The organism is Schaalia odontolytica, assembly GCF_002847525.1.
In the GTDB taxonomy this organism is placed as follows: domain Bacteria; phylum Actinomycetota; class Actinomycetes; order Actinomycetales; family Actinomycetaceae; genus Pauljensenia; species Pauljensenia odontolytica_B.
The window spans coordinates 154,927-169,301 of the sequence record NZ_PKKM01000004.1 but is presented as its reverse complement, the minus strand read 5'-3'; the positions used below and the strand labels follow the sequence as shown (position 1 = coordinate 169,301).

13 protein-coding genes are annotated in these 14,375 nt (G+C 60.2%); 4 read left to right on the top strand and 9 right to left on the bottom strand.

All coding sequences use genetic code 11. From position 1 onward, the window contains the following. Positions 1 to 47 precede the first annotated feature (47 nt). The 6 genes from CYJ22_RS03900 to CYJ22_RS03875 form a co-directional block, all read right to left on the bottom strand. A complete protein-coding gene (locus CYJ22_RS03900; protein ID WP_207760502.1) occupies positions 48 to 1,721 on the bottom strand; it encodes a DUF262 domain-containing protein in 1,674 nt (557 codons plus the stop codon). 152 nt (positions 1,722 to 1,873) lie between these two features. Further along, complete coding sequence (locus CYJ22_RS03895; protein WP_101601245.1) at positions 1,874 to 5,056, bottom strand: type III restriction-modification system endonuclease; 3,183 nt, start codon at positions 5,054 to 5,056, stop codon at positions 1,874 to 1,876. A 9-nt stretch (positions 5,057 to 5,065) separates the two neighbouring features. Continuing rightward, the gene (locus tag CYJ22_RS03890) at positions 5,066 to 6,973 is read right to left on the bottom strand and encodes a site-specific DNA-methyltransferase (RefSeq protein WP_101601242.1); all 1,908 of its coding nucleotides are present in this window, start codon (positions 6,971 to 6,973) and stop codon (positions 5,066 to 5,068) included. Then, positions 6,974 to 7,594 (bottom strand): DUF4391 domain-containing protein, encoded by a 621-nt coding sequence (locus CYJ22_RS03885; protein WP_101601239.1) that lies wholly within the window; start codon positions 7,592 to 7,594, stop codon positions 6,974 to 6,976. Next, positions 7,588 to 10,821, bottom strand: a complete 3,234-nt coding sequence (locus CYJ22_RS03880; protein WP_101601237.1) for a helicase-related protein — start codon at positions 10,819 to 10,821, stop codon at positions 7,588 to 7,590. Before CYJ22_RS03880 ends, CYJ22_RS03885 begins: the two co-directional genes overlap by 7 nt. A gap of 4 nt (positions 10,822 to 10,825) precedes the next feature. Continuing rightward, on the bottom strand, positions 10,826 to 11,038 hold the full coding sequence (locus CYJ22_RS03875; RefSeq protein ID WP_243390450.1) for a YlcI/YnfO family protein: 213 nt from the start codon (positions 11,036 to 11,038) through the stop codon (positions 10,826 to 10,828). Between the two features lie 31 nt (positions 11,039 to 11,069). Between CYJ22_RS03875 and CYJ22_RS03870 the strand changes: the two genes are divergently transcribed. Continuing rightward, entirely contained in the window at positions 11,070 to 11,294 is a 225-nt protein-coding gene (locus CYJ22_RS03870) for an IS3 family transposase (protein ID WP_243390449.1), read from the top strand. 66 nt (positions 11,295 to 11,360) lie between these two features. On the opposite strand, the gene CYJ22_RS03865 is transcribed toward CYJ22_RS03870, so the two are convergent. Both CYJ22_RS03865 and CYJ22_RS03860 read right to left on the bottom strand, forming a co-directional pair. Continuing rightward, a complete protein-coding gene (locus tag CYJ22_RS03865) occupies positions 11,361 to 11,702 on the bottom strand; it encodes a type II toxin-antitoxin system PemK/MazF family toxin (RefSeq protein WP_101601233.1) in 342 nt (113 codons plus the stop codon). Then, positions 11,689 to 11,958: a type II toxin-antitoxin system RelB/DinJ family antitoxin gene (locus CYJ22_RS03860; RefSeq protein ID WP_101601326.1), complete on the bottom strand. Its 270-nt coding sequence runs from the start codon at positions 11,956 to 11,958 to the stop codon at positions 11,689 to 11,691. Before CYJ22_RS03860 ends, CYJ22_RS03865 begins: the two co-directional genes overlap by 14 nt. A gap of 178 nt (positions 11,959 to 12,136) precedes the next feature. Here CYJ22_RS03860 and CYJ22_RS03855 point away from each other — a divergent pair, with 178 nt between their 5' ends. After that, positions 12,137 to 12,349, top strand: coding sequence for a type II toxin-antitoxin system Phd/YefM family antitoxin (locus CYJ22_RS03855; RefSeq protein WP_101601231.1), 213 nt, complete (start codon positions 12,137 to 12,139; stop codon positions 12,347 to 12,349). A 127-nt stretch (positions 12,350 to 12,476) separates the two neighbouring features. Here CYJ22_RS03855 and CYJ22_RS03850 read toward each other — a convergent pair whose 3' ends face one another. After that, positions 12,477 to 13,016, bottom strand: coding sequence for a hypothetical protein (locus CYJ22_RS03850; protein WP_101601228.1), 540 nt, complete (start codon positions 13,014 to 13,016; stop codon positions 12,477 to 12,479). Between the two features lie 220 nt (positions 13,017 to 13,236). Between CYJ22_RS03850 and CYJ22_RS03845 the strand changes: the two genes are divergently transcribed. After that, positions 13,237 to 13,827, top strand: coding sequence for a TetR/AcrR family transcriptional regulator (locus CYJ22_RS03845; protein ID WP_101601226.1), 591 nt, complete (start codon positions 13,237 to 13,239; stop codon positions 13,825 to 13,827). Then, a complete protein-coding gene (locus CYJ22_RS03840; protein ID WP_101601224.1) occupies positions 13,824 to 14,279 on the top strand; it encodes a hypothetical protein in 456 nt (151 codons plus the stop codon). Before CYJ22_RS03845 ends, CYJ22_RS03840 begins: the two co-directional genes overlap by 4 nt. Positions 14,280 to 14,375 lie beyond the last annotated feature (96 nt).

The following is a 14,375-nucleotide window of genomic DNA, read 5'->3' as shown; positions in this document are numbered from 1 at the left end:
GTAGGCTCCGACACCGCAAGCATCTTTGAAATGGGACGAAGATAGGCCTAGCGCCAGACCTCCAACGCCTTGTTCGCAAGCCATTCGGCACGATCGGCGATGTCGTCCTCATCCCAAGACTCTTTCTCCAAAACGTCGGCCATTGTCGCTAGGCCGGCGGCGCAGAGGGCCAAGCCGTCGTTGTATCCGTTTCCCTGCTTCTTGGTGGTCCAATCTGCGTCGCGGATGGAGGCGTTGAGAGAATGCGTGATGATGGCGAGGTTGCCGAGCGTGAGGAGCTTCCGGTCCCTTCGGGTGGCAGCCTCGTCATCGAGGGCTCCCCATTTGTTGCGCCACTTCTTGGGCATCATGTGCTCGAGGGAGTACTGGTTGAACCCGAGCAGGGCCGTGCTGCTCATGCCAGGGCGAATGGCGCTTTCCAGCAGATAGAGGACGCCCTTGGACTGAAGGTTGTAGAGGCACGATTCCTCGAACGCCGTCCGAACCTCGGCATCGCCGGGCATGTACGTCGTCGCCTCCTCATTGGCCTCGAGCGCCTTCCTCAGGGCCTCGGCGTCCTTCACTTCGTTCAGGATCAGCGAGGTGAACAGCCTGTTGTAGTTCTTCGTGGTCGCCCGGACCAGCATTCGGCGGATGATGTAGCTCTCGAGCAAGGCAAAGACCTCGGATTCATCGCCCGAAGACTCCGCGTTCTTGCGAACGTATAGCACATATGGGATGAGCGTAGAGTTCTTGAGGCCGAATATCAGCACGTTCAGGCGCTCGACGCCGGGAGCGGAGGGGACGTCCGCGTCGCAGCAGCTTGGGTCGAACGTGGACTCGAACACCCCAGCATACGCCTTCATGCTGTCGAGAATCTCGTCCTTGTCCCCGTTGCAGTACTTGCCGATGAAATCCTTGTAGGATTGGAAGAGGTTGGAGGTGCGCGAATAGAAGAGTTTGTCCTCAGTCGTGACGCCACGCTCCTTGTCCTGGACCAGAATCTGGAGGAACGCGTCGAAGAAGAGGTCGATGAGCGTGCGCTTGATGCGCCCGGTAACGACCTCCTGCTCCCAATACTCCCTCTTCTCCGCCGTGGGCTCGAAGATGTCTTCCCAGCACTCTTTGAACGCCTGCTCGTTCTCGCGGTTGAAGAAGTAGTTCTTAAGGAGCTCCGCCGTTGTCAGGCGCACCCCGAGCGAGTTGATGGTGTCGAATATCTGCTGCTCGTCCTCGCCCTCGGTGAGGTCGATGCAGACGAACTGGACGTTCGACTTTATCGTGTTCCTGTCGACCTTTTCGGGGTCGATGTTCTTGAGGAAGTAATTGTAGGCAAGGATTATGGCCGAGGAGCCCCCGACGGACTCAGAGCCCGTGGCGCTGATGACCCTCTCAAAGTCCTGGCGGTCGTACTTGCCGTGCCTTAGGGCAACTTCGCCGGTCTCCAGAACGAAATCTCGCTTGAACAGCCAGTCGGCGTCGGTTATCGCGCAAAGCGCCTTGAAGAAGATGACCATGGTTGTGAGACGCTGCTGGCCGTCGATGACGGTACGAACCTCGGACACCTCAGACCAGGTGTTGCCAGAGGAGGCCTGCTTCAGAATGATGGAGCCCAGGAAATAGGGTCGCTTCGAGGCCGTGACGAACTCCATGTCGCCGAGGAAGCGCTCCCATTGCTCTTCTCCCCAGACGTACGCCCTTTGGTAAAAGGGTATTTCGAGCAGGCGCGATCCGTTGAGCACGCCACTTATCGTTGCTTTTCCAGCATCCATCCTTAAAGGCCTATCTATCCGACGAATAATTCCCAGTGAGCCGATTTCGCGAACGCCAAAGGGCTCGCACAAATCGAAAGAACTGTATCCTTCTGATTATCCTTACTTTCCATAAACGTTGCCTAGCTCATCCTGCCCATTACCTCGAGCAGGTCCTCGTACGTTGCCACGTTGTGGTAGCGCACGTCGCTGGTGCTCATCTCATTGAAGAGCTTCTTCGCGCAAGCGATCTTGGCGTTTTCCACGCCGGAGAGCTCCATCGTGTCCATGGTGCCCTTTGTCTCGGCGACGAAGAACACGTGGCGCACGCTGCCCTCCTTGAAGGCGATAGCCCAGTCGGGGGCGTAGTTGCCCACCGGTGTGGGAATCTGGAACGTTCGAGGCAATTTGGCGTAGACCGCTACCTCGGCGGCGGCGTCCATGTCTTCGGCGAACCTGCGCTCGCCGTCGGAGTCAGGGAACACGAAGCGCTGGATGTTCTTCTTAGCCTCGTACGCCTTGCTCGCGTTGTCGGGCATGCGCTCGGTGAAAATAGCCTCGTCGTAGACGTCGTCGATCTCGTGGTAGCTGATGTGCTCAACGACCATCGTCGCCTTCTCCGACACGATGAGCGCAGCGGCCTTCTTGATGAACTCCTCGGGGTTCACTCGGTAGAGCTCGAACGCGTTGGCGTCGATGCCGGCGAGGATCGCCGCGGCGCTCCTGCGCGTGATGGCAGCGGCCTGCGCCACCTCGCCCACGAGGTCGTAGGTCACGCCCACGGACGTGGTTCCGGCGTCGACGTCGCGAGTCTCGGTCTGCGTGCGGTCGAACGACGAGCCGCCCTGCACCTCGTCGCGCGTGGCCTGTGACTTCTGCCCGCCGACCGTCAGGGTGTACTGCAGCCTGCTCACGCGCAAATCGCCGTTGATGCGCTCTATCGACTTGCTCCTCAGCTCGTCGTCCGAGAAGCTCACCGTGTAGGCGTGCTTGCGGTTGATGCGCGCCCACAGCTCCTTGAACTCGCGCTTGGCGAAGTTGTCGGTCATCGTGTTCTCGGTGATCTTCTCCTGGGCGCGCCCAATCATGCCGTCGAGTGCGTGCGCGTCGTAGACGCTTCTCACCAGCGCCTCGACCGCCTTGGCGTGGGCGGTGTCGGCGATGCCCTCGGGCAGCTTCACGACGAAGTACTCCACGAAGGTGCCGCCCTCGACAGCCTTGCGGAACTCGGCGGTCGGCTTGTCGTCGTCGTCGATGAGGTCGCACTTGTAAAGAGCCTTGTAGATGCGCTTCGACTCCTCCTCGGTGAAGGAGACCGTCTCGCCGTCGAGCACGACGTCGCACCCGCTGAACAGGTTCATCTCCACCTTCTTCGGGCGCTCGCGCAGGCTCTTGCTTATATCGGTCTGCAAATCCCTCACGAACGTCTCGTAGCTCTCCGACGCGATCACGGTGAGCAAGTTCACGCGGTGCACCTCGTCGGGTCCCAGCAGAGCGGCGTCCTGGCGGTTGCCTTCCTGGTCAACCGCCAGGCGCATGCCACGGCCGACCTCCTGGCGCTTGCTCGTCTCAGAACCCGACTCCTTGAGCGTGCATATCTGAAAGATGTTCGGGTTGTCCCAGCCTTCGCGCAGCGCAGAGTGGCTGAAAATGAAGCGCACCGGCTCATCGAACGAAAGCAGGCGCTCCTTATCGCGCAGGATCAGGTCGTAGGCACGCTTCGCGTCGTCGTCGTTGATGCCGATGCCGTCCTCGCGCTCGGACTTCTTCTCGGCCTTCGACTCAACGGCATTGCCCTTCTTGTCCACAGAGAAGTAGCCGGAGTGCACCGAGCGTGCCTCGAATCGCCCGAGGTACTGCGCGTAGGAGGGGCTGAGGATGTCGTCCTGCGTGGGGTGCTTCAATCTGTCGGAGACGATGGCCTCGTACTCCTCCTCGAAGATCTTGCCGTAGCCCACGGTCTCGCCGTTGCCGGAGAGGTCACGGTACTTCGCCACCTGGTCGATGAAGAAAAGGCTCAGGCACTTGATGCCGCGGCGGAAAAGCGCCTCCTCCTTCTGCAGGTGGCTCAAGATCGTCTCGCGTATCTGTAGGCGCTGCATGTCATCGGCGGCGGAGTCGCCGTAGACCTCGCCGATGTAGATGCGCCCGTCGTCCCCGATAGAGCCGTCCAGGAAGCGCACGTAGCCTGCGCGTCCGTCCTGAGGCGGGACCACGCCGTCGTTGCCACTCGCGATGGTGTAGCCGCGGTACGCTTCGAGCTTCGTCGAACCGCTGGCGTCGTAGATGCTGTCGCCCTCACCAAAGCGCGCGGTTCTCTTGCGCACCTTGCCGCCCGCGCCCATGCACTTGAACTCGATAACGGCCTCGGGAGCACGGTTCTTGGATACCACGATGTCGCGCAGGTACAGGTAGCCGTCGGTTCCTCGCATGTTCTTGAGGGCGAAGCCCTTCACCTCGATGTGCTTGACGAGTTTCTGGTTGTAGGCGTCCAAGGCGTCCAAGGCATACACCAGGTCGTGCTTCTCCTTGTGAGTTGCCGAATAGTTCAGCACAAACAGCGGGTTGAAGCGGGCGATGCCCTTCTGGGTCGCGACCCCCTTTTTTCCCATCTTCTGGGGCTCATCGCAGATGACAATGGGGCGGTTCGCCGCTATGACGTCGATGGGCCTACGGCTGCCGAACTCGTCGCGCTCGTCGAAGATGATGCGCGCCGCCTTGTTCTTGGCGCCCTCCTTCATTGACGCGTTGAACGCCTGCATGTTGATGACCATGCAGTTGACGTCGCTCGATTGGGAATACGCATCCAGCTCGGTCAGGTTGTCCGAGTCGTATATGAAGAACCTGATCTTCTTGTGGTATTGGGAGAAGAAGTGCTCCTGGGTGTTCTCCAGGCTCTTGGCGACGCCCTCGCGGATGGCGACCGATGGCACCACCACGATGAACTTGCACCAGCCGTACAGACGATTGAGCTCGAGCATCGTCTTGGTGTAGACGTAAGTCTTGCCGGTGCCCGTCTCCATCTCGACGTCCAGCTGGCAGGCTCCCATGCCGCAGAAAAGCTCCTCCGACTCGGGGATCTGGTTGCGTCGCTGCACCGCGTGCACGTTTGCCAATATGTCGGCGCCCGAAAGCGCGACGGGTGCATTGGCATAGCCCTCGGTGCCCTCGTCGCCGAAGTCGATCTCGCCCTGCGCGCGCCTGGGTTTGCGGCCCAGGTCGCGCAGGTAGACGGAGGCGCCCTGGTTGGGCTGCCCCTCGAAGACCGAGGCCACCGCGTCTGCGGCGTCGGTTTGGTACTGCTGTACTTTGAACTTGAACTTCATGTTGACGCCTTAAATCACTTGGGGAACGGTGTCGGGGCTGTAGGTGCGGAACAACTCCTCGTAGTTGGCGTGCGTGGCGTCGTCGGCCATGGATGAGTCGCGGATGACGGCGTACCAGGGCTTTGCCTTCGCCATCTCCTCGATGGTGTCGGAGCCGACGTTCGCATCGAAGCAGGCCGCCAATTTGTCGCCATCAACAAAGAACACCTTCTTGCCGGCGAGCACGCGCTCCTCGATCTTCGCGGAGTACGGGATGCCGAGCTTGGGCAGCACCTCGAAGAGCAAATCAAGGTCGGAGCGCCCCTCCTTTACGTTGTCAGCGAAATCGAAAAGGCTCTCCTGGGCGGTCTCGTCAGGCGTGAGGTAGAAGTCCTTGAAGTTCGAGGAGTCGATGCGCAGCACGCGGAAGCCAAAATCGGGATAAGGTTTGGGTTCGGCACCTAGCTCAAGCTGACGATTCGAGTCATCGATTTCGGCACGGATCTTCTCACCTGCACGACGGATACGCGCCTCGCCAATCTCACAAATAGTCCGATAGCCTTCTTTCGCAGCGACGGTCTTTTCATCGCATTGCTCGGGAATCTGAACCAATATAAACTTACGATTCCCTCCATCTATCGAATTTGCCTGCATAACCGCATCAGCAGTTGCAGCGGATCCTGAAAAGAAGTCCATCACAATAAAGTCAGAATCATCGATATCGTTAATACGATAAAGAACGAAATCTCGAATTAAGCGGGATGGCTTTGGGAAATCGAAAACACGCTTTCCAAATAGCCCGTCGATCTCTTTTGTGCCATCTTGGTTGAAACAACTCGTGATTAGCGAAAGGGGTTTACCTTTACGCATTACCCCATTCTCATCACGTAAGTATTGCTTGAACCGAACGCTATACTTCCCATTCTTTTCGTTGATAACGATCTCGTCGTTATCATAAGCTTTTAATAGCCGCTCCTTTGACCAAATCCACTGTTTATCAGGCCATATTTCAATCCCATTGTGGACAAGTGGATAAACGAGGTTCGGCCTATCATCTTTGCTTTTTGTTGCAAGAGGTTGAGTAATATAGCCGCCCCGAATAGCCTGCTTTGAATCAAATTTGTTGTATTTTTCTATTTCAGAGCCCGACAGCTCTGCTTCTAGATTATCGGGATATTTTTTTGCATAGCAGAGCACGTATTCATGAAGGCTTGCAGCCCCCTTTGTAAGTGCGCCAAGACCATATTTGTTCTTCCAGACAAAGTCCATCACGCGATTATCTGGGCCAAAAATCTCGTCACATATCTTTACAAGGTTTACTTCTTCGCAAGCATTAATACTAATAAACACCAATCCGTCAGGAGTCAGAAGGTCGCGTGCAAGAAGCAACCGAGGGTAAATCATGGAGCACCAGTCCGAATGGAACCGGCCGTTGCTCTCGGTGTTGGCGACCAGGCGGCCACCCTTCTCGTCGTATTCGCCGCTCTCAGAGTCGTATTCGCCACGCGTCTGGGCGAAATCGTCGTCATAGACGAAGTCATGGCCCGTATTGTATGGGGGGTCGATGTAGATGAGCTTCACCTTGCCGGCGTAGGTCTCCTTCAGGATTTTCAGAGCATCCAGATTGTCTCCCTCGATATAGAGGTTCTCCGTGGTGTCCCAATCCTTAGACTTGCCTGGCTCGGGAATCATCGTCTTGTAGATGGGGCGGCGCGCCTCGGCCTTTGCCTCGCGCTTGCCGGGCCAAGTGAACTGATAGCGCTCACGCTGGCCTTCGGTCACATCACCCAGAAGATCGCGCAGCGCGTCGAAGTCCACGGCGCGCTCGAGTTCACCGTCGGCGTTTTCCACCTCGGTCATAACCTGTGGGAAAAGCTCCGCAATCTTCTCGATGTTCTCGACGGCGCCGTCGGGCGTGCCCATCTCGATCTTTTCCATCTATCTGCCTTCCTCTATGACGGCGATCTGCCGCTTGAGTTGCTTTGCCTTGTCGAAAAGCGCGTTCTTGCGCGCCACCTGCCGCTCCTTGCGCCCGCGCGCCTCCACTCGTGCCAGCTCATCTCGCAGTGCCTTGAGCTTGGCGTCCGCCGCGAAGCGCTCGTCAACGGTTGCGGTTTCGCTGCCCGTATCGCCATACGCAACTTGCGAGGCGATCGAGTCCCAAACCTCGTCCATGCTCGTCGCTTTCAGGGTGAGGGAAGTATCCCCGGCGCTTTGCCATTCTCCCACAGCGATTCTCTTGAGCATCACCGCGAGGCGAACCTCGTCGTTGAAAGTGCACGCAAACAGCAGCTTATGGGGGTTCGCCTGGGCCACAAGCGCCAGCACCTCTTCGGGGACGCGGCGGGCTTTGAGCGCCACTTCCACCACGAGCACCTCGTGCACGCTTTCCCCGTCGGGTATGCCGGTCGTGGAGGTCTTTATCGAGTTCGCGATCACGAAGCGCTTGACGTCGTCGATGAAGGACTGGCGCAGCGCGGCGCTCACCTTCAGGCGGCCGTAGAAGGCCTCCTTGGGTATGCGTCGGCCCACCTCGGTCGTGCTCGGAAGCCCTAGCATCTGGGCCTCACCACCAAGAAGCACACGAGCTCGAAGTCGTCGAGCCCCTCGATGTCGTTCTCCAAGAAGCCCGTCGTGCCGCCGGCGAAGAAGCTGTCGACGTCGGACTCCTCCTTGGAGTCGACGATCGAGGCGACCGCGTCGCGGAGAAGCCCCGCCTCGCGGCGCATGTCGCGGCCGTTCTTGGTCTCGCGGTTGTAGGCGCGGCAGAGCGCCATGTCGGGCTCGGACTTGCCGCGGCACAAAAGGCGCATGCCATCGAGCACCGCCTTGGGCTCCAGGTGCCCGTGAGCCACGGATCCGTCGGATCCCATGCGAACCACGTAGAACGGGTGCAGGTGGTTCGCGCCGTCGCGGTCGATCTTGCTGTTGACGTTGCGCAGCACGAAGATGACACCGGGCTCGTCGCCCTCCACCACGGCGTTGATGCCGCTCGGGAGCCTGTCGATGTCGGGATTGTCGCGGTAGTAGCCCACCAGGTCCATGCGGAACTCGTTGAGGCCCAGGTCGGTGATGGACACGCCGCCCGAGACGTCCTCAAGGTCCACGACCTCGTCGCGCATCTGCTCGAGCTGCTGGCGGCGGTACTCCAGGTCTCCCGTCTCGTCGGCGTTGATGTAGTCGTCGTCGCCGGTGGACGTCATCACGGTGATGCGCATGCGCTCCTCGACGCGCGCCTTGAGCTTGATGTACTCGTCAAGCTCCACGTCGGGCCAGTAGTTCACCAGCTGGATGCGGGCGTTCTTCGAACCGATGCGGTCCACGCGGCCGAAGCGCTGCACGATGCGCACGGGGTTCCAGTGGATGTCGTAGTTAATCAGGTAGTCGCAGTCCTGGAGGTTCTGGCCCTCCGAGATGCAGTCGGTGGCGATCACGATGTCCACGTCGCAGCCCGCAAGCTGCGGTGCCACCACATCGCGCTCCTTCGACGCGGGCGAGAAACAGGCGAGCACCTCCTGCATATGCGGGGGCACGGCCTTTATCGTGCAGGCGCAGCCGTCGCCCGTGACCTTGGCGCACTCGAGGCCGAGCTCTCGTTTCGCGAATGCCGAGACGTTCTCGTAGAGGTAGTCCGCCGTGTCGGAGAACGCGGTGAACACGAGCACCTTGCGGTTGCCCGGGTTGATGGGGCCTTGCGACTTCTCGCGGATCTGCTCGCACAGCTCTATGAGCTTGGAATCGTGGGCAGGGTCGATGTCGCGCACCATCGAGATCAGGACCTCGATGACGGCGACGTCCGCCTCGATGTCGCGCTCCCAGCTCATCCAGTCCATGTCCTCGACGAGGATCTTCGTGGCGCCGCCCACCTCGAAGCCGTTCTCGTCGTCGGGGTCGAAGTCGAACCCGCCCGGCAGGTCGCCGTCGGCGACGCTGGCGCCCGACGCCAGGCCCCTGCGGTAGTCGTCTATAGTCTCGAGGGCGGCGTTCATGGCCGCCAGTACTCGCTCGAGCGTCAGGCGGAATGAGCATACCGAGCTCTCCAGGCGCTTGAGCAGGTTCGTCGTCATGAGGCGGCGCACGCCCGTCTCGCGCCCCCCGAGCGTGAGGTTGCCGCCTCCGCCCATCTTCGCGTACTTCTCCATCTTGCTGGGGTGCACGTACGAGCTCGGCATGTACACGGCAAGGGCGAGTGAGTCAAGCTCCTCGTATATCTCGCGGTAGTTGATCGCGTTCGCCAGCGTCGAGAGCTTGGGGCGCCTCGATATCGGCGGCAGGCGTTTCGGGAAGGGCCCGATGGCGCTCATGTCGTAGTAGCGTTGGATGTGCTTGCGGCTGCGCGCCACGGTCACCTGGTCGAGCACCTCGAAGAAATCGTAGTCGAGCATGTCGGTGAGGGCGTGGGTCGTCCTCTGCTCGGCGGGCAGCTTCGACCACTGGGAATAGACGGTCTGCGCATTGCGGAAAACCGTCTCGATGTCGTTCTCCAGACGCAGCTTCTCAGACCAGCCCGTGGGGTCGCCCCAGTATGCCAGGGCGAGCTGGTTGCGCAGGTCGCGGAAGCGGTTATTCACGGGCGTGGCCGACAGCATCAGCACCTTTGTCTTCACGCCCTGCTTGATGACCTTCTCCATGAGCAGCTGGTAGCGGTTCATCTTGTCTTCCGACGCCGAGTCGCCGCCGTTTCGGAAGTTGTGGCTCTCGTCGATGACAACCAGGCCGTAAGCGCCCCAGTTCAGGCGGTCGAGCGGCAGCCCAGTCTCCGACGTGCCTCGCGTGCGCGAGAGATCGGTGTGGTAGAGCACGTCGTACTGCAGTCGATCGCCCGCGATGGGGTTGTTCACGACGTTCGAGTTGTAGGTGATCCAGTTGTCGCGCAGCTTCTTGGGGCACAGTACGAGCACGTCCTTGTTGCGGCTCTCGTAGTACTTGATCACGGCGAGCGCGGTGAACGTCTTGCCAAGGCCCACGGAGTCTGCCAGGATGCAGCCGTTGTAGGTCTCGAGCTTGTTGATGATGGCGAGCGCCGCGTCCTTCTGGAAGTCGTAGAGCTTGTTCCAGATGAGGCTGTCGCGGAAGCCCAGACCCTCGTTGGGCAGTACGTCCTCGGAGACGTCGTCCAAGAACTCGCTGAATATGCGGTAGAGCGCCATGTAGTAGATGAGCTCTGGCGCGTTTTCCTGGTACATGGCCGTGATGCCGTCGATGACGGCGTCGGTGACGTCGTGGAGCTCGCCCGAGTCCCAGGCGGCGTCGAACTGCTGCAGCAGGGCGCGCGACTGGGAGGCGTCCAAGCGCATGGTCACGTCGGGGGTGTCCGTGGAGTTGTCGCAGCCTAGCGTGCGGGTGGTGAAGCCATCGAAGGGCATGTAGGCTGCGTTGTCGTCCGTCTTGTCGATATCCATGAAGCCGCTCATGCGTCCCTCGCCCTCGAAGGAGCGGAAGCGCGCCTTGCGGCGGATCCAGTCGGCGCACTCGGTCGCGACGGCCTTCTGCGTGAGCTCGTTGCGCAGCTTGATCTCAAAGTCGGTGCCGCAAAGGCCCTGCTCACGGGAAAGGCGTGGGATGTAGAACTCGCGCTTCTCGCGCGTTGGGCGCTGCTTGGTGAACGCCTGCGACGTGAAGACGAAGCGCAGCTCGTCGATGCCCTCAAGCTGCTCGGCGAGTTCCTGGTAGGCGTACATGGAGAACACCGACGCGGCTATCGCCACACGATCGCCGTCGGTTATGTTGGCGACAAGGTCGTCCTTGACGATGCGCGCTCTGTTGTCGAAGAAGTCGGGTTGCATGGGTTTATGCCCCTTTCTTCGCGAGCTCTTCGATCATGCAGGTGCGCACGAAGGCGGAGAAGCTCATGCCCCGGAGGGCAGCCTCCTCTTTCGCCGCATCGCGCAGGGTGTCGGGGATACGCAGGGTCACGGAGACCTGGTTGCCGTCCACCAGGAAGCTTCTGATCTCGGTCTCGTCGGGATTGCTCTTGATGAGCTCCTTGTAGCTGTCGGGCATCTGCGCTCCCATCGCTCGAAATGCAATACAAATGCGTTTGCAGCATTATAACGCGGCGGTATGGGGCGCCACTGAGCAGGTCTTCGGTCACATCAAGGACGAGTTTTTTCGCGGCCAAGACTGGCAGACCTTCGAGAGCTTCAAAGCCGACCTCGACGCCTACATCACGCACTGGAACACAGTAAGACGCCAAGTAAAGCTCAAGGGCCTGACCCCGGCAGAATACCGGGATCAGGCCCTACGGGAAGCCGCATAACGGCTACCATTAAACGCGTCCAAGTTTCGGGGCGCAGTTCATTCGTGGGACGAGGCCGGGATTTGTTTATCGGGGGAGCGCCGCGAGTGTCTGGCTGACTCGGTGTGCATCGTGCGGAGATAGCCTGCCGATCCTGCCCGCAGTATCGAGGTAGGTTGGTGGCAAGAGGGCAATTCGGCCCACCCGCACGAGGGAAGCTTTCGTCAGCCCCGCTGCACGCCAGTCCTCGAGGGGAGTGTCGAGTGGAAGCGAGAGCTTGTTCGAGGCGCTGGTGATCATCGCCGCCAGTAGTCCGTCCTGTGAACAGGCGAGGACGAGGACGGGGCGAAACTTATAGCCGCGGTCGTCGAAGTTAAAGCGCGCGTGCCAGATCTCCCATGGAGCGGGCGCTGCCTCACTCGCCGTCATCCCAGTCTCCCGGGAGCTGTGCGACGCCGTTTGGGTCCATGGTGGGGCGATAGGCGTAGCGCTCGAGTCCATCAAACGTGGGGATTTCAGGGCGCATGTCGAAGGGGAGGCCACCAACCTCAATCGACTTGGCGAGGAAGATGTTGATTGCGTCCGAGAGGCTAATTCCCCAGCGCGCATAGACGGCTGCGGCATCGGCCTTGATCTGTGCGGTCGTGCGAGTCTTGACCTCTGCGTTGCGGGTGATTGTCGGCATCATTGCTCCTTTCATTCATTCTCATCATATCCCTGATAGGGTCTATTTCAGTCCCATAATGGGCAGAGTCTGGGTACATTGTGAGTGAGAGACGTTGACTGCTCAAGGGTGCCCCTAGTTCGTCAATGACTGGGGCTAGATTTTGGCCATAATTATGGCTACGGTTGAAAGGAGTGGTATGTCGACACTGACTATGGGTCTCGCTGAGGCGAAGAACAACTTTTCGCGTGTGACGGCAGAGGTGAATAGGACGGGGAGGCCTGTCACGATCCTCAAGAACAACAGGCCGTGGGTGGTCATTCAACCGGCGCAGCAGTCTGAAAGTGCTGTCGATGTCGCTGTTGACTTCATGGATGCCTACGCGGACGTGTTTGAAGAGCTCGTGAAGTGAACGCTTTCGCGTTTTCTCGGGACGATGTGTGTGCCATCCATTCGGCTGCCATTGCTCGCTTCGGCGGCTTGGATGGTGTGCGAGATGAGGGGATGCTGGCCTTGGCGGTGATGGCGGGTTAGGCGTCCTAAGCGTTGGTCGGAGCGGCGCTGTCCAGTCGACGTAGGAGCAGGTAGAGCCTGATCGAGGAAACCAGGTCGGCGATGGGGAGGGCGTGCCCTCGCTTGTACTGTTTCGCCGTTTCGTGGGAGATCAGTTGTTCGTCGCGTGCACGGACGATCGCCGCAAACCCGTGGGACGAGGTGACGATCATGATGATGTAGCTCCCCAGGAGTAGGGGAGGGAGGAAGAGCACGTGAGGGGCGGGGCCGCCTGGGGCAAGCACATACGGTCCGAGGTAAAGGATTATCAAGGACGTGGTCAGGAAGAAGGGGAGGAAGCAGAGCTTGATGGCGAGGCCCCAGAAAGCCAGTTCGCGGGGATTGCGCCTGTTGCGAGAGATATTGGTGAAGACGACAGTCGCCACGGCGAACACAAGCATCGTGGGGAACCAGACGTCGATTCGGAGCGTCGGGAAGGGAGAGGGGAACACCATGGTGAAAGGCCCGCCCGCATAGGCCGTAACGACAAAGCAGAACGAGGTGACGAGGGATGCGACTCGAGACATGGGTTTTCTCCATCAGACTTCGTTGACTTGTGGCGAGTATAACATTACTGTCGCGGAACGAGGCCTACCCCGCCAAGCAAGGTAGGCCTCGTCAGCGTGAGATGACTTGCTGGTGGTAGTGGTGTGATCCCTAGTTTCCTCTGGTGCCGCAGGGGTGTGCGAGCCTATACTGAACACTGTTCATTATAGATTGTTGCAGGTAGTAAGACGGCAGGACATCGTGCCCAAACAAGTGATCGACCCGGAGAAAGTGGTCAGCCAGGCCTACGCCATCGCCTCGCGCGACGGCATCTCCGCGCTCTCCGTGCGCAAGGTCGCCGCCGCGTGCGGCATCGCGGTCGGCTCGGTCTACGGCTACTTCCCGACCAAGGCGGACCTGACGGCCGCCGTGCTCACCCGCTTCTTTGAGGAGAACCTCTCCGACGAGCTGTGCGTCGTGCGCCCCGGCGAGCGCTTCACCTCCTACGTGCGGCGATTCCGCGAGGCCCTATGCGCAGCGCGCTCCGACATGAGCGTCGACTGGTTCGCCGAGATGCGCCGCCTACCCAGCACCGAACAGGAGGCCCTCGAAGCCGTACGCGCTCCCATGCTCGCCCACATGGAGCGCGGGCTCGCGCGTGTCCTCGACACGGACGAGGCCGTAGACCGCTCCCGGCTCGTCGGCCCCATGAGTGCCGAGGCCCTGTGTCGCTACGTGCTGCGCGCCGTCTTCGCCTCCCTCATGGAGGGTAGCGAATGTGAGACGCTGTTCGCCCTCCTCGACGCTGCCTTGTATGACGACACCGTAGAAGAAAAGGACGCTAAGAAATGAGTCGATTCCGCATCAAGAAGCAGTCCCTGATTGCCGTCGCTGGCATCGTCTGGCTGCTCGCCGGCCTGAATGTTGCGATCCTCGGCGTGCGCGCGGCCATCGACATGCGCGGAGTCGCAGCGATTATTTTCCTGGTGCTCGCGGGCGGCGCCATCGCCATCTTCTGCGCGTTCCACCCCATGTTCAGCAAGCTCGTCCAGAAGAACGTCCGACGCATCGTCGACCTGGAGGGGGAGCGTCATCACGTGGTGCGTTTCTTCGATCGCAAGAGCTACATGATGATGGCAATCATGATGACGTTCGGCATCGGAATGCGCGCCGCGGGCGTATTCCCCGACTGGTTCATCGCTTTCTTCTACACGGGCCTCGGTCTCGCCCTGAGCCTCGCGGGTGCTAGCTACATCGCGCGCGGTGTGCGCGGCCGCGCCTGGGCGTTCCATGGGACCAACTGAGCGCTCGCTTGATCCCAGCCCAGGCCTCGTCGATTGACGAGGCCTCCTGCCGTTTATTGGTCAGCTCTCCTTGGGTGCCACGCGATTACCGCCAGT